A 23,354-nucleotide genomic window follows, 5' to 3' on the forward strand; every position below is an offset into this window, starting at 1 on the left:
ACATAAGAGCCAAGGGCCTCTCCCACGGCTCCATGGCGTATCAGCCAGCTGATTTCCACCTGGGGCATATGACGGCGTTTGGCCATTTCCACCGCATCGCCGATCCCGTGAATCACCAGCTGAGCCTGGGTCATCAGCCGCAACATCTCCTGAATGTGGGGCTCTTCCAGCAGGGCCAGGCGCGCCTGGGGCGACAGAGCGTCAGGAACGTGGAACAGGCGATACTCCCCGCCCAGTTTGCCTGCCAGTAAGGCAGCAATGGCGTTGGCCTGAGTGCGCATTTCTGTTCCGAAACCACCCCGGGCCGGCACCACTAGAATGGAACGCCCCGGACTGATTTCTGGCAGGCTTTCCACCACACTCAAAGTGGACGTGCCGCCGGTAACAGCAATGGTTTCAATTTTATCCTTGTGGATAATTTCCTGCAAGAAGTTGGCCCCGGCCCGACCCATTTCCTTCAGAACCTGGCGGTCCTGGTCCAGATCCCCGGACACTACAATCACTTTATGTAAACCGAGGCGACTGGCCAGCTCCTCTTCCAGGGAAGTGAGTCCTTTCAGCAAGCGGATTAATTGCTCCAGACCGAAAATGACCTCTTCACCTTCGGGAGTAATGACCATCCCGCCTGGCTGGGCCTCCACCAGACCCTGAGTGCGCAGGAAGTCGGTTTCATTGCGTACAATCCGTTCCCCCATGCGCAGGTTGGCGGCTAATACCCGGCGTCCAATCGGCTGGGCAAAATAGATGCTGCGAAGAATAGTATACCTTTTCTCCAGCTGCTGTATGAGCTCAGGCACTACTTTCTGTCCGTAGTGAACCAGCTCCTGTAATGCCAGTTCCTGGCTGTTAGGCCCGTTATTGTCCCGCCCATTCAATTATGGTCCCGCCTTTCCGAAAAAAAGATGGTGCATTTGCCCCACATCCATATTCTAAGGTAAGCAATTCCACCTTGTCAAGAGGGGCATTTATAGGATGCACCAAGTTGTAATATTCTATGCAATTCTAGTAGCGTTTGCGCCTTGCTGCTGCCGGTATGCCCAGCTCATCCCGGTATTTGGCCACGGTGCGCCGGGAAATCTGGATTCCCTTCTGGCCTAAGAGTTCCGCCAGTTTTTGATCAGACAGGGGCTGTTTCGGATCCTCATTGCTGATCAATTCTTTCAGCAGCAATTTGACACTGCGGGAGGAAACTTCCTGCCCGCCCCCGCTTTCCAGCCCGCTGGCGAAGAAATATTTTACCTCAAATACGCCATGGGGGGTCTGGATATATTTGTTGGCGGTAGCCCGGCTGATGGTAGATTCATGTAAGTCCAGCAGCTCGGCTACCTGTTTCAGGTTCAGCGGTTTTAAATAACGCAAACCGAAATCAAAAAAGTCTTTTTGCAATTGCACCAGACAGTTTGCAATTGCACCAGACAGTTGGCCACCCGGTACAGGGTCAGACGCCGCTGTTCAATGGCTCGAATCAGCCAGCTGGCCGCATTGAGTTTGGCCTCTACATATTTTCTGGCTTCCGAATCTTTTTCCTGCAAAAGAATGGAGCGATAGGTGGAATTGATGGTCAGTTGCGGCACACCATAATCATTAACCAGCACGATATATTCCCCATCGATTTTTTCCACCACAATATCTGGCACTACATAGCGCACATCCTGGTTGCCCCCAAAGCGCCGCCCCGGTTTGGGATCCAGTTGTTTGATCAAGTCATAGAGGCGCTGAATTTCCTCCACCGGCACCCCCAGGGCCCGGGCTACTTTCGGCCCTTTCCCCTCCCCCAGAGCTGTCAAATGATGCTGGATCAAAGCCGGCAAGAGGGGTTCATTCCAGCCCAGAGCTTCTACCTGCAGAAGTAAACATTCCTGTAAATTGCGGGCAGCTACTCCGGCCGGATCGAAAGTCTGGATGGTACGCAAAACTTTCTCTACCTTTTCGACCGGAACCTGCAAGCTACGGGCAATTTCCTCCGTACTGCAGGTCAAATAGCCATTATCATCCAGGTTACCGATAATAAACTCGCCGATTTCCTTCTCCCCGGGGTCCAAAGGGCTGACATTAAGCTGGAACAGCAGGTGTTCCACCAGAGTCGGTCCCTGAGTGAGGAAATTTTCCCACTGTACCTGTTCCTTTTCTTCCTCGGCTCCCTGCCTGACTATGCCCAGATCGGATTTGTCAGCAAAATACTCCTGCCAGTCAACATCCAGGCCATCATCCTTCCCCCCGTTAGCTTCCACTTCCGTTTCCGGCAGCTCTTCCTTGTCTTCCTTGATTTCCAGAACAGGATTTTCCTGTAGCTCCTGTTGCACGTACTCAGACAGTTCCAGGGCCGATAACTGCAAGACAGTGATGGCCTGGCGCAATTCGGGAGTCATTATCAATTTCTGGCTCTGTTCCAGGTTCAGTCCATAACCTATGCGGATTGACATAGCTCCCTACTTCCCTTCCCAGGCTAATACTAATAACTTCTCTTCTCTACCGGGGAAATCCTCTTTTTACTGCTAATTTATTCGCAAGGGCCTGGCAGGTATACCTCCAACTACCGCTCCTGCTTCCACATCCCCGGTTACCAGTGACATGGCTGAGATTTTGGCCCCATCACCGATAGTCACCCCCGGCAGAATAGTGGTGTTGGCCCCAATCATGACATTTTTGCCAATTTTTACTTCTCCCAGCCGGTATTCTTCCACCAAATATTCATGGGTCAGGATGGTACAGTTATATCCGATCACTGTATTATCCCCAATGCTGATGCGGTTAGGGAAAAAGATATCCGGCATCATCATCAGACCCAGAGAAACATTCTTCCCCAGCTGCATTCCCAGCAAATGGCGGTAGAGCCAGGCTTTCAGGCGCAAAGAAGGACAATAGCGTCCCAGCTGTATTATAGCAAAATTGAACATCACCCGCCAGGGTGAAATAATTCGGGTCCAGTGTTGCATACTATTCGGTCCCTCTACCCGGTAGCTCTCAACTCTGCGCTTCATCTTCTCCCTCCCGCTTGAGCCATCGCTGTAAATCAACCTGCAAGCCATCATAAGCGGCACTGGTCGGCACCCCACTGACCGCTTCCACGTAGGCCGCCATGGCCGGTCGTAAATCTTCCGGCCAGACACAGCAGTGATTAAAATGGGTAATGTAGCACTGTTTTATATTGCTTTCTCGCAACAGATAAGGCAGGCCCAGGGTGGTAATATGCCGGTGAAACCAGCTATTATGGGCCGTAACATTGGCAATGAGGAGATCCACTTTCCGGTAGGCCTCTACCAGTTCCTCCCGCCAGCTGATCGCTTCCTGGAAATCCAGCACCGGCCCCCAGGGGATAACCTCCTTGATTCCACTGAAAGTGCGATAACTGCGGAGAAAATTGGTATCACTGGTGTAGCCCAGGATTAACCCCGGGGCTTTCAGAATAAACCCATAGTTTTCCGGACCATGATATGCCGGTACAGGAATCAGAGTCAGCTCTCCCAGGGCAATGGGCTGATAGGCCTGCAAAAACACCACTTCCGGGCCGCCCAGATAGCCGCTATGGGCCGCCTCCCCCCGGTGAAAGGTGCTGATATGGGCATTTTCCTCCACCATATCCCGGGGCAGCAAGAGTTTTCCCCGGCGGCTGGACATGGCCCAGCACATGCCCTCGATAATGCTTTCCGCCCCGGCATAATGGTCCACATGGCCATGGGAGATATAGACTGCATCCAGCTGACCCAGATCAATCCCCAGTTCCAGGGCAGCATATAACGCCCCCGGTCCTGGATCCACCATGAAATAGAAATCCCCCAGCTGCAGAAAAAATCCAGCAGTCCGCGGTTGCTGGCTGATTACCGCTTCCGGGTTACCGCCGGTACCAAGAAAAGTCAGGGTCCAGCTCTTCTCTTTCTCCTGCCGCCCTTCCCGCAGTTTATAGAAACGGCGGCTGGCCTCTACAGCCATCGCTGTTTTGTACCGCAAAAAAGCATCCAGTTCCTCTTTTTTCATTCCCCTTTCTCCCCCTGTAACAGGCGACTGGCCAGCTGCTCCAGCTTGCGCAGGCGATGGTTCACCCCGGATTTGCTCAAAGGCGGTTCCAGCAGTTCCCCCAGTTCCTTCAAACTGATATCGGGATAATTAAGCCGTGCTTCTGCCACCTGCCGTAAACCCTCCGGCAAATTGGACAAACCCACCCTCTCCGCCAGCAGGCGAATATTTTCCAGCTGCCGGACTGCAGCATTCACCGTTTTGGATAGATTGGCAGTTTCACAATTGACCAGCCGGTTAACATTATTGCGCATTTCCTTCACGACCCGGGCATTTTCCAGTTCCAGCCGGGCTCGATTGGCTCCAATCAGGCTGAGAAAATCGGCAATCTGTTCTGCCTCCTTGAGGTAGACTACAAAATTGTTTTTGCGGGCAGTCAGCTTGCCTTTTAGCCCCAGATCGCGCAAGAGATTGACGATAGCTTCCCCGTCTTCCTGGTTGTCAACGATAATTTCCAGGTGATAGTCCCGTTCCGGGTCATTGACAGAACCGCCCCCCAGAAAGGCTCCCCGTAAATAAGAGCGTTTACAGCAATCCCGGGCCAGCAATGGGTCAGCAATTCCATCCCAGAGCTCTCCCCTTTCATCAAGTACCCCGGCAAAGAGCAGGATTTTTTTTACCTCATCACTATCTGCCACTTTTACTATATATGTGTTATGTTTTTTCAATCTATTCTGTTTGCTGACCAGAATATCCGCCTGTACACCAAATAATTTCTTGAGCAAGGAAAAAACCTTGCGGGCAATAGCGGCGCTTTCAGTATGTATAGACAAGGCCCAGCCCGTCCCGGCACTGAGCTGCAGGGAACCATCCATTTTGATTAAAGCGGCCAGCTCCGCCTTCAGGCAACCTTCATGAGGTGGTAACAGCCGGGCCAGTTCTTCTTTAGTTTGCAGTGAAAAAGACATTTTCCCACCCCCAGTCCATTTTAACACAGCCAGGAGAGCAGGAAAAGCAAAAGCGGCGGGAAATTCCGCCGCTGACCTTTAGGTAGTGGGTTTTAACCGTTTGAAAAATTCACTGATTTGATCAAAAAACTCGCTGATAGGCCGGCCCTGCCGCACACCGGCAGCAATTTTTTTGATCCTGCCTACTGCATCTGGATCAGTTTCCACTACGGCATTGACTATCCGCGGGTCCCGTTTGGCAGTAGTCGCTGCTTTTTCGCGAATAGCTTCCACTTTGGTTCCTTCAATCCCGGCCTTCAAGTCCAGACCGATCAGGGCCACATTGCCTACCACCACTACTGAAGCCTTGTTCACTCCGTCGATCCGGGAAACGGCATCAGCAATATCATCGGCTGCATCCCAGGCCTGCGCCTGGGTACGGGGCCCTTCTGTCCGCGGCGGTGTGGGAGTAGGCGCCGGAGTAGTAATAGTCCCTGGCGGGGTAGGTGCTGGCGCCGTTGGCGGTGCCGGTTTCCGGGCCGGACATCCTCCGGACCAGATCAGGGTTGCGGCCAGGACAGCAGTTAACCAAGCTATCTCTTTGCGCTTTGACATCAATTTCACCTCCCTCGGCACAAACTCAAGTTTAGTTTGCCCGTCCGGGAGGGATCTATACGTTAGATTAATAAGGATAAGTCCATTGTTTGGTCAAACGCAGGATAATCCGGGCCAGCCGTCCGGCATTGTGACGCACCACCTCGGATAAATCGGCCACCGGTTCCACCAGGGCCACCACATTCAGCTTCTTAACCCTGTCCCCATCATAACGGACCGGGTACTGACCCTGAGCCGCATATTTGCGCAGCAAATCCGCCGGGATCCGCGTCTTGTTGGCAATCACTACATCCACAATATCACCCGCATGTTTTTGGATAGCGGCAACATGGTCACTGACGGTATAATCATCAGTCTCTCCAGGCTGAGTCATGATATTGCATACATAAACCTTGGGACAACGGGCCTGGGCCAGCGCCTCAGCAATGGGCTTAATCAAAAGATTGGGCAACACGGAAGTATACAGGCTCCCCGGCCCTAAAACGATGATATCCGCTTCCTGAATGGCCTTGATTACCTCCCCGTAAGCCTCCACTTCTTCCGGCTCCAGCCAGACCCGACGTATCCGCCCTTTGGCCCCGGGGATGAGGGATTCCCCCCGTACAATCCGGCCATCACTCATTTCCGCTACCAGAGTAACCTGCTGGGTGGTAGAAGGTAACACCCTGCCCCGCACGGCCAGCAATAAGCCCAGCTCATTGATGGCCCTGACAAAACTGCCACTGAGCTGAGTCATAGCCGTTAACATCAGGTTACCCATGGTGTGGCCTTTTAAACCGGCTTCTTCATTAAAACGATACTGCAGCAGCTCTCCTAACCGGCTGCCTGGTTCAGCCAGAGCCGCCAGGCAGTTGCGCACATCCCCTGGAGGCAGCATACCATAATGTTCCCTTAGCCGCCCGGAGCTGCCCCCATCATCGGCCATGGTTACAACCGCAGTCAAATTGCTGGTATATTCCTTCAATCCGCGCAAAAGCACCGATAGCCCGGTGCCGCCCCCGATGACCACGATATTGGGCCCTAAGCGCAAGTTGCGTTTTTCCCAGACTTTATCCACCAGCCGCCAGGAGCGGTAGGGTAAAACTGCCATCACCACAGAGGTAATAGCACTGAGCAGGCCGTAAACCAGCAATACTGCCCCTGTTACCAGCAAACCAGCTCCAACCACTGCTATCCCTTTACCCCCCAGCAGCTGCCGGGAGCGGGTAAAAAAATTGGCCAGCCAGACCAGCATATCCCAGTTAAGCACAAAGGTCAGGCCCAGAACCAGGAAGCCGGCTCCAATTAGAGCCAGAAAGAACCAGCGCTTTACTCCCATGCCGGGCAAAAACCATTTCCACTGGCGAGGCCTCCGGCGTCTCACTAAATTTCCCTCCCTTTTTCCCGTTGAATGTCCCGGTGGCGCACCTCTACCCGATAGGATTTATCCCCCCTGTCAGCCAGCAATTCGGCCAGACGATTGGTCAGGGTCACAGAGCGGTGCTGGCCCCCGGTACAACCAATGGCAATAGTTAAACTGGTTTTGCCTTCTTTAATATATTCGGGAATAAGGAAAGTGATTAAATCCAGAAATTTGTCCAGAAACTTTTTAGTTTCTTCCCGGGAGACAACGTATTCCTGCACCTCCGGGTCATTGCCGGTTAAAGGCCTGAGCTCCTTGATATAAAAGGGATTGGGCAGGAAACGAACATCTATTACCAGATCCGCATCCAGCGGGATCCCGTATTTGTAGCCAAAAGACATAACTGTAATGCTGAGCCGGGCCCCTTCCTCTTCCGGCTGGAAGGCCCGGAAAATTTCTTCTTTAAGTTCAGCTGGCTTCAGACTTGAGGTATCGATAATGCGATGGGCCCGGCCCCTTAGTTCTTCCAGCTTGGCCCGCTCCCGCCTGATGCCATCCAGCACTGTCCCCCCGCCAGCCAGAGGATGGCGCCTTCTGGTTTCCTTAAAGCGGCGGACCAGCACCTCATCAGCCGCCTCCAGGAACAGAATGCGGTAATCTACTTTCTGTTGTTGCAGATAATCCAGGGCTTCCTGCATCTGGTCAAAAAACCGGCCGCCCCGCATATCCATTACCAGGGCATAGCGATAAGGCTGGCCTTTGACCTGCCGGGTCAATTCCACAAATTTGCTGACCAGGGCCGGAGGCAAATTGTCCACCACGAAAAAGCCCATGTCTTCAAAAGCCCTCACCGCCGTACTTTTGCCGGCCCCGGAAAGGCCGGTGATGATAATCAGACTGATATCCTTCATTCCCTTCACCCTTTCCGCTAACTAACTTCGCTTTCCATCCGGCTTATTCCTGCCAGCAATTGCGGATTCTTTCCTCCGGCACTCCGGCTTTCTGCAACAGTTCAATTCCATCGGTCAGCCTCCCTACCGTGGCGGGAAAATGGGCATCACTGTTTACGACAAATTCAACCCCGGTAAGCACCAGTTCCCTGATATCCTCCACCTTCTGGTAATGATGTCCGGTATTGATTTCATAAGCAACTCCCTGTTCAGCACAGCAAAGGGCTATTTCCCGCCGATCCAGGGGCATGCCCAGATCAGGGTGAGAGAGAATATCCACCGGGTATTGATGCAGTGCTTCCTTGACCGTTTTGGTGTTGTCGGTCCGGATTTTTTCCTTGTATCCCCGGGAAAGACGGGCCAGCTGGTTAGCGATGACCCAGCCCGCTCCATCAGTATCAGCAGGCCAGACATAGGGATGTAGCCCGACAATCAGCAAATCCAGCTCTTTTATTACTTCTTCCGGCAGGTCGATTGTTCCTGCCGGATTGATAATATCCGCTTCTGCTCCCACCTTGATTTCCAGTTCAGGAAAAGCAGGGGCCAGGTCAGCAATTTCCTTTTTTATGTCCAGGTAGGTTTGCCCGTTTTCAACCCCAACCCCGATATTAGCCGGTCCGTGATCGGTGATAGCAATGGAAGCCAGCCCCCGCTGTCGGGCCGCCTCCAGATTTTCCCGTACCGTACCTCGACCATCACTGTACCGGGTATGAGTGTGCCAGTCCGCCCACTTAGCCATCAAAATCACCTCCGGCAAACAGTGTATCCGCCGGAACAAAAAAATAACCGGCCTACCAGCCGGATTAGTAACCATATTCCCTGAGATACTGAACGATCAGCTTGTCCAATTCACGGGAAAGGGCATAGACATCAGCAGCTAAAAAGTTCTGACCATTTCGGGCCAGTATCTCTGCCAGTTGCCGTTGCTGTCGGCTGATCGCTGACAGCAGTTCCTCCTTGGACACCGTTATCACCCCACCTGATTATTCCTGTCTCTGTGAAAAGAAAGTTGTTACAAACAAAAAATCACAAGTAAAAGTATACGGGTAGTTCCTGTATTTGTCAAGGAAAAATTATCTTTTATCCCCAAACAATGCTGCCGCCCCATAAATGCCGGCATCATTGCCCAGGGTCGCAGCTTTGATTTTCACCCTCTGCGCCGGCACAGCCAGTGCCAGGCGGGCCACTTTTTCCCGCAGGGGAGCAAGCAGCTGCTCCCCTGCCTTAACTACACCCCCGCCGATTAGAACCAGATCTGGGTTAAAGATATTGACCAGGCTGGCTACTCCAACTGCCAGGTAAGAAATATATCGATCCACTACTTCTATTGCCCTGGGGTCAGCTGCCGTAGCCAGTTGCATCACTTCCCGGGCCTCCTTGACCGGCAAGCCAGCCTCCCGGCCCAGCCGCAGCAGAGCCGTGGCTGAAGCCAGAGTCTCCAGACAGCCGCGATTACCACAATTGCAGGCAGGGCCATCCAGCCAGATCACCATATGGCCCAGCTCGCCAGCAGTGCCATCCGGGCCCCGGAAGAGCTGACCGTTCAAGATAAGGCCACCCCCTACACCGGTACCCAGGGTCAGCATCAGCAGGTTATTTGCCCCCTGGCCAGCTCCCTGCCAGAACTCGCCCAGAGTGGCCAGATTAGCATCATTGTCCAATTTGACCGGTACACCCAGCAACTCTGTTAACCAGGTGGTCACGGGAACATTCCGCCAGCCCGGCAAGTTCGGGGAAAAAATGCATTCTCCCTGCGCGAAGTCATGCAGGCCAGGAGCGCCTACCCCTACCCCGGCCAGAGTATGCCCCTGGCCAAACTCTGTCACCAATTCCCGCACCAGGTCAGCAATCCGCACTACCACTGCCCTCGGCCCCGCTGCCGCCTGGGTGGGGATTTCCTTTTTTCCCAGCAACTCCCCCGCGGTGGTAAACAATCCGCCTTTAATGTTGGTCCCGCCCAGATCAATTCCTGCGATTACTTGCATGTCCCCGTTCTCCTCCTTTGTTCCAGATAAGCCAGCACCGTTTCCGGAGAGCGATTGAGGATTTGCTCCTCTTTTACTCCCTGCCGCTGGCACAAATCCCAGGCAGCGGTCAGTTCACCCACCCAGTCGGCATAGTGGCTGTCACTGCCCAGACTGATCAACACCCCGTATTCCGCCGCCAGACGGGCAATCGCGGCACAATTGGTAGCACTGCCTTTGCGGCTGCCGCCCAGGGAGCTGTTGTTGATTTCAATCGCCTTCCCGTAATGTTTGGCCCCCTGGACAATCACTTCCGGGTCGATCTGAAATTCGGGATTGCCCGGATGAACAATCACATCCACCAGGGGGTGGGCCATAGCTTTCAGCATGGCGTCAGTATTGGTCACAATTCCCTGGTCAGCAGGAAAACAGTAGGTATGAAAACCGGCCAGCACAATCTCCAGTTTGGCCAGATACTGGTCTGGCAGGTCCAGGGTCCCATCCAGCCCGATAATGTTAGCCTCCACACCTTTTAATACTCTCACCCCGTAAATGGTTTCCGGCAATACCCGCAGGTTACCGAAATGATAAAGATGGGGCCCCCCCGGCATGGCTGGACCATGATCGGTCAAAGCAAACATTTTCAACCCCTTGTCAGCAGCTGCCCTGGCCATTTCCTGCACGGTGCTGTAAGCATGGCCACTGGCAACACTATGGCAATGTAAATCCACCAACCAACGCATGGCCGGGATCTCCCCTTTCTATCTCTGCATGATCTCTTCCACCCATGCCCGCAGCACTTCCGCTACTCCCCAGGCCTGGGCAAAACAACCCCGGGGAGTGTGGGGATGGTCACCATCAAAAATTTCGGAAATGGTACCAACACCTGCTTCGAATAGATGGCCCCGGAAGGGCTCCAGCAATTTTTCAGCTATTTCCCGGCTGCTGGCATCATAGTTGTGCACTTTTCGCAGCGCTGTCAAAAAAGGGCCAATCAACCAGCTCCAGGCCGTTCCCTGGTGATAGGCTCCATCCCTTTTCCAGCGGTCACCGATGTATGTACTCTGATACCGGGGATGATCTGCCGCCAGGCTGCGCAGCCCGTAAGGGGTATACAAGGCCCGCCAAACCGCCCGCACCACCAGTTTCTGGCGAATAGGATCCAGCAATTGATGGGGTAAACTTACCGCCAGGATCTGATTGGGCCGCAAGGCTGGATCAGGGTTGCCTGCGGGATCAATCACATCATACAAATAGCCGCCCTCGGCATACCAGAATTTCGCATTAAAACTGCTGGCAGCTAACCTGGCCAATTCCTCCAGCTCCCTGGCGCTTTCTCCTTGCCTGCGAGCCAGCTCCGCCGCAATCTTGAGGGCATTATACCAGAGAGCATTGATTTCCACCGCTTTGCCCTCCCGGGGGGTTACCACCCAGTCCCCGACTTTGGCATCCATCCAGGTTAACTGGGTGCCACGACTGCCGGCAGTCAACAAGCCGTCCTCATCCATTTTAATATTATACCTGGTTCCTCGTTGATGCCAAGCCAGAATTTCCCGTAAAACGGGGTAAATTTCCTTGTAAACAAAAGAATAGTCACCAGTATATTCCAGATATTTAAAAACTGCCTGGAAATACCAGAGAGACGCATCCACCGTATTATAATCCGGCCGTTCCCCGCCATCAGGAAAACGATTGGGGATCAGCCCTTCCTCCAAATAGCGGGCAAATGTCTGCAACAATTCCCTGGCTACTTCAAAGCGCCTGGTGACCAGGGTCAAGCCCGGCAGGGCGATCATAGTATCCCTGCCCCAGTCGGTAAACCAGGGATAGCCGGCAATCACAGTGGCCGTGCCGGTGCTGGCCCGGCGGACAATAAACTGGTCTGCCGCCAGCACAAGGGCATTAAGCATTGGATGCTGATAGCCTGCCTGTTCCAGGAGGGCGGCAAGCCGCTTTTCTTCCCGAACCTGTAACAGGCGGGCGGAAGGCATTTCAGCTATCGGTTCGACTGAAGCCAGAATGGCCAATTCTCCATCTCCGTCCAGCTGAGCTATAAACTCCCCTGGCATGTAGTGGTCTTCAACAGATTCCAGCCCCCGTTCCTGCTCTATGCGGTAGACCATATTCTCGAACCAGTAGCCCGGACCGGCTTGCCAGCGACAGTTTTGTCCGCGCAGATAAAGGGCAGGAGCCTCCGGCCAGGCCTGTAACCTGACCTGTTCCGGCCCATCTTCCCGCTGCCAGGGCCAGGGACAGCGCCGCACATTCCCATGATAGTCCCGGCAATTGACTAAGGGGGTTATCCGTATTTCTACCTTTTCCCCGCTCCCATTCCAGACCCGATAGCGAACAACAGTGGTATTCTGACCATGGATCATAAAGACGATTTTCTCCAGCAACAGGTCCTCAATGGCATAGAGGAAACGGGGCAATGGTTCCCGGCTGAACTGCAACAAATAGTTTTGCCCCTGGGGATAAAAACCTCCCGTCGTCTCATTGACCCCAAGCAGGTACTCCTTACCCCGCCAGATCACCTTTTCCTCCAGCTTGCTCAACAGCAGCAGGCGCTGGGTGGGGGGATTAAGGGAAGCGATTAATAATCCATGATAGCGCCTGGTATTGCAGCCTGTAATAGTGGAAGCCGCAAAACCGCCCAGACCATTGGTCACCAGCCATTCCTTATTTAGAGCCTGGTCTAAATCAGCCAGCTGGCTTTTGGGAAAATGGAGCATTATATCACCACCTGTAAAAAGTAGGCTGAGCTTAGTTTAGCCCAGCCTGACTTTATTATATCCCTAAAACTGACCTTTTTCCAGCAGATCCAGCACCGTTAAGACCAGCATGGCATGGGACCAGGTCAGGGGTACTACCCAGGCTGGCTGACCAGTTTCCCGATCCACCTGTTCCGGCAACAAGCCGGTAGCAGTCTGGTGGTCAACAGCCCAGTACAGCAGCTCTTTGGCCCGCTGGTAATTGCCCCGGGCCCCATGATACTGGGCCAGCCAGAGGGTGCAGAGAATCCAGGGATTCCCCCCGATATAATGGTCATTCTCGTAACGCTTGATTCCTCCCACCCGGGGTGAGGTCAGGAATTGCTCCACTGCTTGCGCCGTGGCTTCCACGCGGGGATCATCCGGTGGCAGGAAGGCAAAGGGAACTGTCAACCCCAGTAAAGAGACATCCACCACCGCATCTTCCTGCAGGCAGTAAATCATCTGTCCCCGCTCTCCTGGCAGGATAACTCCCTTTTCTCCCTGGCCAGTGCGCCATTGATACTCTTCCCGGTTGACACAGAGCTTGACTCCCCGCAAAAAGCGGTTATAGCCGGGATGCCAGAGCTTTTCCTGAATCCGCTGGCCCAGTTCCTCTGCTGCCTGTCTCCAGCGTTCCGCTTCCTCCTGATAGCCCAGAGTAGTTGCAGCATCAGCAGCGGCCATTAAACCAGCCCAGACTGCTACCGCCGAATAGGTGTGTTCCCCACAGCGTTCTTCCCAGAGATCAAAACTGGGTTGCGGCAGACCGGTTTCTGCATCCCTGAAGTTTATCAGGAACTCCGCCCCTTTCTTGAATGAGGGCCACATTTCTGCCAGAAAGGCCCGTTCCCGGTAAAGAGCATAATGCTGCCACATGCCCCAAAGTACCGAGCCGGTTTCATCGATCTGAAGACCCCAGTTTGGTGCAATCGCTCCATCCAGGTAATAGCGCTGCTCCCAGGAACCATCTGCATTCTGGGCCTTTGCTGCCCAGCGGTAAAAACGGGCGGCAGCTTCCTTATAACCGGCCCGGTCGATGGCATAAGTGATAAAGGCAGCATCCCGGCCCCAGCAATAGGCATAACCGCCACAGCGGGTAAAATCCTCATCAAATTCAGGAGCAGCGATCATGCTACCATGTTCCGCATCAGTCATCAGGGAAAAAACTATCAGGGAACGGCGATAGAGGGCATCCAGACGCTCATCCCCTGTCTGCACCGGTTTAGCCTGGGCCAAATATCCTTTCCAGTAGCTGCGGGTAGCAGCCAGCAAAGCTGCATAGCCTTCTTCCCGTGCCTTTTCCAGCTGAGCTAAAGCCAGCTCATAGGAAGGCCCCAGGGAAAGGAAAATCGTTATGGCATTACTATGCCCGGGGGCCAAAAGCCCCAGATCCCAGGCCATCGCCCCATCGGTCGCCATGGCATGCATAACAGGTGAGAGCTGGCCATTGTCGGCATTCATCATAGCGCCACCGCACTGGAATTGCTGAGCTGGCCGGTCTGCTGCCCAGAGAAAATGGTAATTTTGCTTGAACTGCCAGAGCGCTTCCGCTTGCGGGCGGAAAATGGTGGTATGGTAACGCCCATATTCCCCGATTTGCAGCTGAGAAAACAGCAGCAAGCGCAAGCGCTGATCTGCTGCACCGGTATTAGTGACCTGAAGATGGCGCACCAGCAAATCCCGGCCTGGGACAGCAAAATCAGTAATTTCGGCCTTGATGCTATTCTCGCTCCCCTGCAAGACGGTGACCAGGACTGCACTGTCCGGCAGATAATACTGGTGGCTCTGCCACTGGTCTTCATGGAACCAGCTAGTCCGGGGCTGGCCATCGATAGCCAGCCCCAGCCAGTTGCGGCCAATATTCTGGGGTGTATCGATACGGGGCCAGAACAGGCGCTCCAGTTCCGCCCGCTTGCCCAGAGAAGCAAGCAAACGGGAATTCCCGATTACAGCACTCATCAAATAGGGTTTCCTTTCCATTACTGCGACTCCTTCCCTTAACCTTTGGTTCCACCGGCAGTCAGACCGGAAATAAGGTATTTTTGGGCCCAGAAAAAGAAGATCACTACTGGCACGGTAATCAGAATAGCTCCTGCCGACATATAATGCCAGTCAGTATTGAATTCATTGACAAAAGTCCTTAAACCAACAGGTAAAGTGTAGAGTTCTTCCCTGTTCATGAAAGTCAGGGCATACATAAACTCATTCCAGGCTGTTACAAAGGAATAAAAGGCTGTTACTGCCAGGCCCGGCAGAGATAAGGGCAGTACAATCCGCCAGAAAGTACCGAAAGGAGTCAGACCGTCTACCCGAGCCGCTTCTTCCAGCTCCACCGGAATTGTATCAAAAAATCCTTTTAACATCCAGACACAAAAGGGCAGGCTGACGGTAGAATAAGCCAGCACCAGACCGGTATAGCTATTTAAGAGCCCATAGGATTTAATAATATTATATAATGGCACAATCAACAGGGAACCGGGAAACATTTGCGCAACCAGGAAAGAAAAAAGCCCGGTTTGTTTACCCAGAAATTCAAAGCGGCTGAAGGCATAGGCGGCAGTTGCAGCCAGGAACACTCCGACCAGGGTGGTAAGAAAAGCGATCAGCGCCGAGTTGACCAGCCAGGTCAAAAAGATATGATTTTTGAAAGTTAAAATGTACCGGTAATTGTCCAGAGTGGGATGTTCGGGTATAAAGCGAATAACATTGCTGAAAACTTCGCTTTCCGGTTTGAAGGAGGTAGAAAGCACCCATACCACCGGAAAGACAGAAATTATGGAGGCCAGAGCCAGAATTATGTGTACCAGCAAATCAACCCAGCGTTTTGCTGTTTTTTTCTTCATCAGTACACCTTCTCTCCCGCATTCTTGAGCAGGCGATTGTAGAAAAAGCTGAAAGCCAGCAAAAAGCTCAGGATTATCACACCATAAGTTGCCGAAATCCCGAAATTCCAGTTCATAAATGCTTCCCGATAAGCATAGGTAACTAAAATCTCCGTCTGTTTGTAGGGGCCGCCACCGGTTATTAAATAAATAACATTAAACATATTGAAGGTCCAGATGACCCCCAGCAGCGTAGCAGTAAATGCTACCGGTTTCAACAGGGGTAAAGTGATATTCAGGAATTGCTGCCATTTGGAAGCGCCATCCACCTCTGCCGCTTCATATAGTTCTCTGGGTATGGACTGTAAGCCCCCCAGCAGGGTTACCATCATAAAGGGGACGCCCAGCCAGATATTGGTGATAATTACCGCAAACATGGCTGTCCACTTGTTGGAAAGCCAGGCGATCGGTTCAATTCCCAATTTACCCAGCATCAGGTTTATTATACCGTACTCGGCATTAAACATCCATTTCCAGGAAAAGGCGGATACAAAAGAGGGCACCGCCCAGGGAATAAGCATTAACATGCGGTAAATAGCTCTGCCCTTGAGCTTGCGATTGAGCAGCAAAGCCAGAAACAGACCTATGACAAAATGGAAAAAAACATTGGTAAAGGTCCAGATAAGAGTGTTAAGAGCTACATCCCAGAACTCGGAGTTCAAATTGCCCAGAAGTTTGCGATAATTGGCCAGCCCCACCCATTTCCATGAAGGGGCGACAAACTGGTTGCCCATGTTATACTGATTCATATCAGTGAAACTATAGGATATACCCAGAATCAAGGGATAAAAGACCAGTACAGCCATGGCCAGTAGAGCCGGGGTCAGAAACAGATAGGCCAGCCAGCTCTGGCTCAGCTTTTTATTCATTGACTTAACCTCCTTCTCGCCAAGGAAGGGGAGAGGCCAACAGCAGTTGGCCTCTACTTGTTCAGCAATTTCTTCCAGGCGGCTGCTACATCATCCAGGGCCTGTTGTGGAGTCTTTTGTCCTTTCAATGCGGCCTGATAATTGGGAGTAAAGTCAGTATAGATTTGACCGCCTTCAGGAATTACCGGCCGGTTGGTAGCTTTTTCAATCACTGCTTTAAAATCAGAAACAATCCGGTTGTTCTTGACTTCCGGCAATTCATAAGCGGATTTCCTGGTAGGCAACAGATTATTTTTAACAGCGAATTTAGCCTGAGCTTCCCTGGAGTTGATAAATTCGATAAATTTATACGCTGCTTCCCGGTTTTTGGTATTAGCAGAAATCACATAGTTATGTCCACCGACAGGAGAACCGGTTTTACCTTCTGGACCGACAGGGATGGGCGCAATGCCCAGGTTATCAGGATCCTTGAATTCAGGACCGCTGAGGAGATCGGAAGTTGCCCAGGGACCATTTAAAATCATAGCATATTTACCGGTTTTAAAGCCCACCTGCATATTGTCATAGTCGTTGGCAAAATCGATTTCTTTGGGAACTACCCCGTATTTATCCCGTAAATCAATCATAAACTGCAAGCCTTTAACTGCCCCGGGAGTATTGACCAGAATGGTTTTGTCCTTAGAATCGATCAGCCCACCACCAAAGGCCCACATGAAGGGCTGATACCAGTAAGCATCTCCGCGATAGAAAAAGCCATAACGCCCTTTCTGCTTGTCGGTCAGTTTTTGAGCCACTTTAACCAGCTCGTCCATTGTTTTCGGCGGTTCAACCCCGGCTTCCTTCAACATGCGTTTATTGTAGAGCAGCGCCAGGGCATCGGTTACCTGGGGTACACCCCATATTTTGCCATTATATACATTGTAGTTGAAAGGCGCTTCCAGGTAATCTGCCTTATCTTCAGGCTTGATTAAATCATCAATAGGAGCAAGATAGCCGAGAGCGGCAAATTCAGGTGTCCAGGCTATTTCAGCCCGGAAAACATCGGGAGCATTCCCTGCCTGGGCCGCCACTTTAAATTTGTTCTGCGCATCCGCAAAGGGAACAGCTTGCATGTCCACCTTGATATCCGGGTTTTGGGCCTCGAATTCCTTCACGATTTCATTAATAGTCTGGGTTTCTTCCTGGTTAAAAGTATGCCAGAAACTGATGGTAACTTTTTCTCCACCCGGCTTATTCCCGGTCCTGGGCTCTTCGTTTTTGGCACAGCCAGTGACAAAACTGGATGCCAGCAATACAGTAGCCAGTCCTAAACTAAGGCTTTTCACAATTCCCTTCATATCCCTGTCCTCCTTCAAATCATTCATAAAATGGCCAGTTCAGTGTCAGGATCAAACAAGTGCAGGTGGTTCATGTCTACCGCCAGAGTTACCTTATCCCCCATGCGGTAAGGCTGGCGTGCCGCCACCCGGGCTGTCACCTCCTGTTCGCCTACCTTAAGATGCAGGTATATTTCCGCCCCTAACAGCTCCACCACTTCAACAGGTGCCTGCAGTTGACTGTCAGGGTAGGTTTCCAGTGCTACCGGTTCATCATGAATATGTTCCGGCCTGATGCCCATAATCACTTCTTTACCAGGATAGGCTCTGATTCCGTTCTGCTTACCCTCAGGCACCTTCAATTTCAGTCCCGGTGCAGTCAGCCAAATGTTTCCTTCCTCCTCTTTTACTACCACCTTCAGGAAGTTCATGCTGGGACTACCGATAAATCCAGCCACAAATTTATTCCGCGGCTGGCGATAAAGGTTCATGGGGGTGTCTACCTGCTGAATGACGCCATCTTTCATCACCACAATCCGGTCACCCATGGTCATGGCTTCTGTCTGGTCATGGGTAACATAAATAGTGGTAGTTTTCAGTCGTTGATGCAAACGGGTGATTTCCGCACGCATCTGTACCCGTAACTTGGCATCCAGGTTGGAAAGAGGCTCGTCCATCAGGAAAACAGCCGGTTCGCGAACAATAGCGCGTCCCATAGCTACCCGCTGGCGCTGACCACCTGACAAAGCTTTCGGCTTTCTGTCCAGCAAGTGCTCGATTTGCAGGATTTTCGCCACTTCTCGCACCCGCCTGTCAATCTCGTCTTTCGGCAATTTGCGCAGTTTCAGGCCAAAAGCCATGTTATCATAAACATTCATATGCGGATACAGAGCATAATTCTGGAAAACCATGGCAATATCGCGGTCTTTAGGGGGCAGTTCATTGACCAGACGGTCGCCAATATACAGCTCCCCTGCGGATATATCCTCCAGTCCAGCGATCATACGCAGGGTAGTAGACTTGCCGCAGCCTGATGGTCCCACAAAAACTACAAACTCCTGATCCTTGATTTCCAGATTAAAGTTGGAAACAACCTCCACTTCGCCATAGCGCTTGTAAACATTGCGCAAAATCACTTGAGCCATCAGTTTTTAGCCTCCTTTGCCGGAGCACAGGATTTGCGAATCACCAGTTCGGTCCTGATAAAATCATGTCCAGCTTTCCGGGCCGGGTTGCGTATCTTCTCGATCAAGAGTTCCGTTACCCGCACTCCCAGCTCATAGGTAAAAATCTCCACACTCGTTAAAGGCGGAGCCGTAAACCGGGCCATAGGGACATTATTAAACCCCACTACTGAAACATCCCGCGGTACTTTCATCCCCCGTTCCCTAACCGCCTGGATAGCACCGAAAGCCATCAGGTCATCCGCCACAACAACAGCCGTCAAATCAGGATGCCGGTCCAGCAGTTCCAGCATGGCCCGCTCTCCCCCTTCCTGGGTATACTCACCATGGGCTACCAGACTGCGGTCAAAACCGACCCCGAACTCCTGCAGAGCCTTTTTATACCCATCCAGACGATCCAGGCTGACTACAAACTCCAGCGACCCGATAATACAGCCGATCCGCCGGTGTCCTAATCCCAGCAAATATGCTGTGGCCTGATAAGCAGCTTCGATATTATCATTATCAACCCAGCACATATCCCAGTCATGCAACGGCTTGCCCACCAGAGCCGCAGGAAACTTGCGGGCCTGTAATTCCGCCCCCAGCTGGTTATCAACCCGGGATACCAGCAAGATTACGCCATCTACTCTGCGCCCTCTGACCATGCGCAGAACCGCTTCCTTTTCCTCCTGTTCCGTTTCCCCGGTAGCCAGCAGCAAGTCATAGCCTTCCCGCCTGGCCACCGAACTGATGCCACGGATTACTTCCGGAAAGAATGGGTTGAGGAATACCTCTTCGGCAGCCCGGGGCATAACCAGGCCAATAGTTTCCGTACTGCGTGTCACCAGATTGCGGGCTACCAGGTTGGGATGATACCCCAGCTCTTTCATGGCCTGCAAAACCCGCTGCCTGGTTTCCTCACTGATTTTGGGGTTATTGGCCAGCACTCTTGAAACAGTAGATGGATTCACCCCTGCCAGTTTAGCTACATCTTTTATTGTTGGCGCCACATATCCACCTCCTAAGCAAACGTTTGCATGTGCAATCGTTTGCCCAGCTTTGTTTTTATTATACCCCTTTCAAAACGATTTGACAAGAGGAAAATAAAAAAGAGCTTCTCTCAGAAGCCCCCGTATTGCTGTACTGCCGCTGAACCGTATCCATCCTATTTCCGCCTCCGCCGCCAGTTGGCCAGATTGAACCCGATCAGCAGCAACAGTATCAAAAACGCCAGGATAGCTGCAACATAGACCGGAAAATAAATGTTCCAGGGATATTTTTTCAGAATAGCATTCCCTTTTTCTCTAACTGCCAGTACCAGGCGATCATACCAGGTGTATTTTTTTATGCTCACCGGCTGTTCCGGGTGGACAGGCTTAACCACTGCCAGTCGCTGTTTTTCCACACTGTAAGAGCCCAGCTGACTGCTCTGAGAGTTTTCACCCGCGGCCGGAGCCAGAACATCCAGAACATTGGGGTCCAGATTGGTATCGGTACCCCCACCAAATTGCCATTCCGTAGCTTTGGCCAGTACAGGCCGCCAGCCATCGGGACCGATGGGATCCTGACTGCCGATGAGGACATAATAATACCAGGTCTCGGGATGCTCATCCAGGGCCTCCCTGGGGATGACAGCCTCTACCGTTTTCCCATCTGTTGCCCGCCGGAACAGCAGGCCCTGGCGCCGTCCTGGTTCAGTCTTGCGCTGGTTCCAGTAATAAACCGCCCCTTTATGCCAGCCGGTAACATCGATAAAGTACTCCCAGCCATGGCGGGGGTCAAAGTCCACATAGGCCCCTTCCCGCCAGGTTTCAGAACGGCCTTGATTGGGCTGGCTGTCTATGTAAAGAGCAATCCGCTGATGACTAAACCCTTCCGGCGCTCCCCAGGGGTTGGACAGCTTTTCGGCAAAGGTAAAATAAAAATAATAACTGGAATCATCCACTTCCACGCGAAAGGTGGTCAGGTCATAGAGCCCATGCCGGGGATCAAATACCGGTCCCTTTGGATAGACATAGGTTCCCGGGCCCCGGTCATCCCCCCGGGGATCTTCCATTTGAAACAGCACCTGCCGCGGGACTGCATTAGCAGCTGCCGACTTGCTGCTTGCCAGCCCTAACAGCAGGAAAAACACCAGAAACACAGAAAAACGTCGCATATTATTCCCCCTCATGCAAGGAGAGGGCTGCCAGCCGCCGGGTCAATTCCAGGGCCGCATTATGGCCCAGCAGCTTGAGCCGGAAATTCATGGCGGCCACTTCAATGATGCTGGCAATATTGCGTCCAGGACGAACGGGAATAGTGATCCCGGGGATTTCATTGCCCAGCAGCTTAACTTTTTCCTCATCCAGGCCCAGGCGGTCATAATATTTACCTTCCTGCCACTCTTCCAGACGGATAGCCATATGAATGGTCTGCTCGATCCGCACTGCCCCTGCCCCGAAGAGAGTCCGGATATCCAGAATCCCCAGGCCGCGAATCTCCAGCAGATGTCTGACCACCTCCGGCGCCCGTCCCGAGAGGCGTTCCCCGATTTTAATCACTTCTACCGCATCATCAGCAACCAGGCGATGGCCCCTTTTCACCAGTTCCAGAGCTGTCTCACTCTTGCCAATGCCACTTTCCCCGGTAATCAGGACCCCAACGCCATGGACATCCACCAGCACCCCGTGGATGGTGGCACTGGGAGCCAGTCTTTCTTCAAGAAAATCGGTAAGTCGACTGATAAAACTGGTAGTTGGTTGCGGAGTGCGCAACAGGGGGATCCTCTTTTCCCGGGCCGCTTCCAGCCAGGTTGGCTCGATTTCAATGCCCCTGGTAATAATCAGGCAGGGAAAATACAGACTCAGCAAAACATTCCAGCGCTGCCAGGCTTCTTCGGCTGGCAGGGTGCCCAGGTAGGCAAACTCGGTAGTACCCAGTACCTGAATGCGCTGATGGTCAAAATGCTGCAAAAAGCCGGCCAGCACCAGGCCCGGCCGATTGATGTCCGCCACCTTCAGCTTGCGCCCTAACTCCTCTTCTCCGCTTAATACCTCAAGGCCCAGGGCCTTGATCAGATCCCGTACTTTAAGTTCAACCATTAAATCCACCTGCAACCAGCTGGGCCAGAGTCTCCACCGCAGCCTCTTCATCCTCGCCCTGGGCTTCAATGGTCAAATAGCTTCCCTTCTTGGCCGCCAGGGTCATCAAACCCAGAATGCTCTTGCCATCAACTTCATGATTGTCTTTGCTCACCTTGATCTGACTTTTGAAACGGCTGGCAGTCTGGACAAACAGGGCTGCCGGCCTGGCATGTAAGCCCATTTCATTGGTGATTTCGACTGTAACCTTTGCCATTTTTACTTCCCCCTCACTGCTTCAGTATTCCATTCCATTCTATCGAAAACCGTCTTTTTTCACAAGACAAAACGGTGAATTGCCTCTGCTACTCCATCATCATCATTGGCCAGAGTGACATAATCGGCGATAGCCTTGACTTCCGGTTTGGCATTGCCCATGGCCACCCCGATCCCTGCCAGCTCAATCATATCCAGGTCATTGAAACTGTCCCCGATAGCCATGGCGTCCTTTAACTCCAGGTCCAGATGGCGGCAAAGGGCAATTAGGGCCTGGCCCTTACTGGCTTCCGGATGGGTGAACTCCAGATAATGATCCTTGGATTTGGCCAGCTGCACTTTGCCCTGCCAGCGGGGGCGCAAGGCTGCCGCCAGCTGGTCCAGCCGTTCCGGTTCAGCGATGAGCAGAATTTTGCTGGGTCCCTGACCGCTGGCCAGAATCCTGCCCCGCAAATCCTCTTCCACCGTGTAGGGAACCCGGGCCAGTTGACTGTATGCTTCTGCCTCTGCTGTCGCCTTTTCCACATAGAGGTGGTCATCCAGATAGATATTGGCATGAATCCCTTCTTCCCGGGCCAGGGTGATGATTTCCGCCGCCATTTCCGGCGGCAGGGGGCGGTGCCAGAGCTCTTCCCCGCTCAGCCCCGATTTGATCAAAGCCCCTTGATAGGTGATCAAGGGCAGATCCAGTCCCAGTTCCAGGGCATAGGGCCGGGCGGAACGGTACATCCGGCCCGTGGCCAGAGTTACCGCCACCCCCCGGGCACTGGCGGCCTTAATAGCCGCCTGGGCCCGGGGGGAAATAGTACAGTCAGTTCGCAAGAGGGTATCATCCAGATCGATTGCTATTAATTTTACCAAGATAATTCCTCCTACTCCACCAGAGCATTAGCAATGGAACTGATAAATGATAACACAATCGCTCCCAGCAAAGCCGGAATGAAACCGGCTACATCAAATCCTTTCACCACTGAACCTACCAGATAGAGCATCATGCCATTGACCACCAGGGTAAAAATCCCCAGAGTCAGGATATTGAGGGGCAGAGTCAATAACAGCACCAGCGGCCTGATCACTGCATTGACTATGCCCAGCACCAGCACTGCGATCAAAGCCGCACCGAAACCACGCACTTCAATCCCTTCAATCAAATAGGCGGTGAGCATCAAGGACAGAGCATTGATTCCCCAGCGAATTAACAAACCGGTCATCTTTTCACCTCCCGCTCAACTGTTTTATCCTTAAGAAATTCGGCACT

General features: G+C 52.6%; 25 protein-coding genes. All 25 read right to left on the minus strand.

Going from position 1 to position 23,354, the window contains the following annotated elements:
- On the minus strand, window positions 1-875 hold an 875-nt coding region (locus tag B5D20_RS09445; RefSeq protein ID WP_078665993.1), incomplete at its 3' end, for a sugar-binding transcriptional regulator.
- A 127-nt stretch (window positions 876-1,002) separates the two neighbouring features.
- Window positions 1,003-1,392, minus strand: coding sequence for an RNA polymerase factor sigma-54 (locus tag B5D20_RS14255; protein ID WP_341429564.1), 390 nt, complete (start codon window positions 1,390-1,392; stop codon window positions 1,003-1,005).
- Window positions 1,347-2,423 (minus strand): RNA polymerase factor sigma-54, encoded by a 1,077-nt coding sequence (locus tag B5D20_RS09450; protein ID WP_341429565.1) that lies wholly within the window; start codon window positions 2,421-2,423, stop codon window positions 1,347-1,349. Before B5D20_RS09450 ends, B5D20_RS14255 begins: the two co-directional genes overlap by 46 nt.
- Before the next feature lie 72 nt (window positions 2,424-2,495).
- Complete coding sequence (locus tag B5D20_RS09455) at window positions 2,496-2,981, minus strand: acyltransferase (RefSeq protein ID WP_078665994.1); 486 nt, start codon at window positions 2,979-2,981, stop codon at window positions 2,496-2,498.
- The gene (locus B5D20_RS09460) at window positions 2,965-3,975 is read right to left on the minus strand and encodes an MBL fold metallo-hydrolase (RefSeq protein ID WP_078665995.1); all 1,011 of its coding nucleotides are present in this window, start codon (window positions 3,973-3,975) and stop codon (window positions 2,965-2,967) included. Before B5D20_RS09460 ends, B5D20_RS09455 begins: the two co-directional genes overlap by 17 nt.
- Window positions 3,972-4,922 (minus strand): DNA-binding protein WhiA, encoded by a 951-nt coding sequence (whiA, locus tag B5D20_RS09465; RefSeq protein ID WP_078665996.1) that lies wholly within the window; start codon window positions 4,920-4,922, stop codon window positions 3,972-3,974. Before whiA ends, B5D20_RS09460 begins: the two co-directional genes overlap by 4 nt.
- A 78-nt stretch (window positions 4,923-5,000) precedes the next feature.
- Window positions 5,001-5,516: a YhcN/YlaJ family sporulation lipoprotein gene (locus B5D20_RS09470; protein WP_078665997.1), complete on the minus strand. Its 516-nt coding sequence runs from the start codon at window positions 5,514-5,516 to the stop codon at window positions 5,001-5,003.
- Between the two features lie 67 nt (window positions 5,517-5,583).
- On the minus strand, window positions 5,584-6,879 hold the full coding sequence (locus B5D20_RS09475) for a gluconeogenesis factor YvcK family protein (RefSeq protein WP_078665998.1): 1,296 nt from the start codon (window positions 6,877-6,879) through the stop codon (window positions 5,584-5,586).
- The gene (gene rapZ / locus B5D20_RS09480; protein WP_078665999.1) at window positions 6,879-7,769 is read right to left on the minus strand and encodes an RNase adapter RapZ; all 891 of its coding nucleotides are present in this window, start codon (window positions 7,767-7,769) and stop codon (window positions 6,879-6,881) included. Before rapZ ends, B5D20_RS09475 begins: the two co-directional genes overlap by 1 nt.
- A gap of 43 nt (window positions 7,770-7,812) precedes the next feature.
- A complete protein-coding gene (locus B5D20_RS09485) occupies window positions 7,813-8,547 on the minus strand; it encodes a PHP domain-containing protein (RefSeq protein WP_078666000.1) in 735 nt (244 codons plus the stop codon).
- Between the two features lie 64 nt (window positions 8,548-8,611).
- Window positions 8,612-8,773, minus strand: coding sequence for an aspartyl-phosphate phosphatase Spo0E family protein (locus B5D20_RS09490; RefSeq protein WP_159071800.1), 162 nt, complete (start codon window positions 8,771-8,773; stop codon window positions 8,612-8,614).
- Window positions 8,774-8,881: 108 nt separating this feature from the next.
- The gene (locus B5D20_RS09495) at window positions 8,882-9,793 is read right to left on the minus strand and encodes an ROK family protein (RefSeq protein WP_078666002.1); all 912 of its coding nucleotides are present in this window, start codon (window positions 9,791-9,793) and stop codon (window positions 8,882-8,884) included.
- Complete coding sequence (locus B5D20_RS09500; protein WP_078666003.1) at window positions 9,784-10,515, minus strand: phosphatase; 732 nt, start codon at window positions 10,513-10,515, stop codon at window positions 9,784-9,786. The genes B5D20_RS09495 and B5D20_RS09500 overlap by 10 nt, the downstream gene beginning before the upstream one ends.
- Window positions 10,516-10,533: 18 nt before the next feature.
- Window positions 10,534-12,504, minus strand: coding sequence for an amylo-alpha-1,6-glucosidase (locus B5D20_RS09505; RefSeq protein ID WP_078666004.1), 1,971 nt, complete (start codon window positions 12,502-12,504; stop codon window positions 10,534-10,536).
- A gap of 63 nt (window positions 12,505-12,567) precedes the next feature.
- A complete protein-coding gene (locus tag B5D20_RS09510; RefSeq protein WP_078666005.1) occupies window positions 12,568-14,505 on the minus strand; it encodes a glycoside hydrolase family 15 protein in 1,938 nt (645 codons plus the stop codon).
- Between the two features lie 17 nt (window positions 14,506-14,522).
- Complete coding sequence (locus B5D20_RS09515) at window positions 14,523-15,368, minus strand: sugar ABC transporter permease (protein WP_078666006.1); 846 nt, start codon at window positions 15,366-15,368, stop codon at window positions 14,523-14,525.
- A complete protein-coding gene (locus B5D20_RS09520) occupies window positions 15,368-16,276 on the minus strand; it encodes a carbohydrate ABC transporter permease (protein WP_078666007.1) in 909 nt (302 codons plus the stop codon). Before B5D20_RS09520 ends, B5D20_RS09515 begins: the two co-directional genes overlap by 1 nt.
- Before the next feature lie 53 nt (window positions 16,277-16,329).
- Window positions 16,330-17,613, minus strand: a complete 1,284-nt coding sequence (locus B5D20_RS09525) for an extracellular solute-binding protein (RefSeq protein WP_159071799.1) — start codon at window positions 17,611-17,613, stop codon at window positions 16,330-16,332.
- A 23-nt stretch (window positions 17,614-17,636) separates the two neighbouring features.
- Complete coding sequence (locus B5D20_RS09530; protein WP_078666009.1) at window positions 17,637-18,737, minus strand: ABC transporter ATP-binding protein; 1,101 nt, start codon at window positions 18,735-18,737, stop codon at window positions 17,637-17,639.
- Entirely contained in the window at window positions 18,737-19,768 is a 1,032-nt protein-coding gene (locus B5D20_RS09535) for a LacI family DNA-binding transcriptional regulator (RefSeq protein ID WP_078666010.1), read from the minus strand. The genes B5D20_RS09530 and B5D20_RS09535 overlap by 1 nt, the downstream gene beginning before the upstream one ends.
- A gap of 155 nt (window positions 19,769-19,923) precedes the next feature.
- Entirely contained in the window at window positions 19,924-20,916 is a 993-nt protein-coding gene (locus B5D20_RS09540) for a glucodextranase DOMON-like domain-containing protein (RefSeq protein WP_159071798.1), read from the minus strand.
- Between the two features lies 1 nt (window position 20,917).
- Window positions 20,918-21,841 carry an HPr(Ser) kinase/phosphatase gene (gene hprK, locus B5D20_RS09545; protein ID WP_078666012.1) on the minus strand — a complete coding sequence of 308 codons (924 nt, stop codon included), beginning with the start codon at window positions 21,839-21,841 and terminating at the stop codon, window positions 20,918-20,920.
- Window positions 21,834-22,097 (minus strand): HPr family phosphocarrier protein, encoded by a 264-nt coding sequence (locus tag B5D20_RS09550; protein WP_078666013.1) that lies wholly within the window; start codon window positions 22,095-22,097, stop codon window positions 21,834-21,836. The genes hprK and B5D20_RS09550 overlap by 8 nt, the downstream gene beginning before the upstream one ends.
- A 59-nt stretch (window positions 22,098-22,156) precedes the next feature.
- Complete coding sequence (locus B5D20_RS09555; RefSeq protein ID WP_307189629.1) at window positions 22,157-22,957, minus strand: Cof-type HAD-IIB family hydrolase; 801 nt, start codon at window positions 22,955-22,957, stop codon at window positions 22,157-22,159.
- An 11-nt stretch (window positions 22,958-22,968) separates the two neighbouring features.
- Window positions 22,969-23,307, minus strand: a complete 339-nt coding sequence (locus tag B5D20_RS09560; protein WP_078666015.1) for a phage holin family protein — start codon at window positions 23,305-23,307, stop codon at window positions 22,969-22,971.
- Window positions 23,308-23,354: the final 47 nt, after the last annotated feature.

Origin of the sequence: Carboxydocella sporoproducens DSM 16521, from assembly GCF_900167165.1 — a bacterium.
GTDB lineage: Bacteria > Bacillota.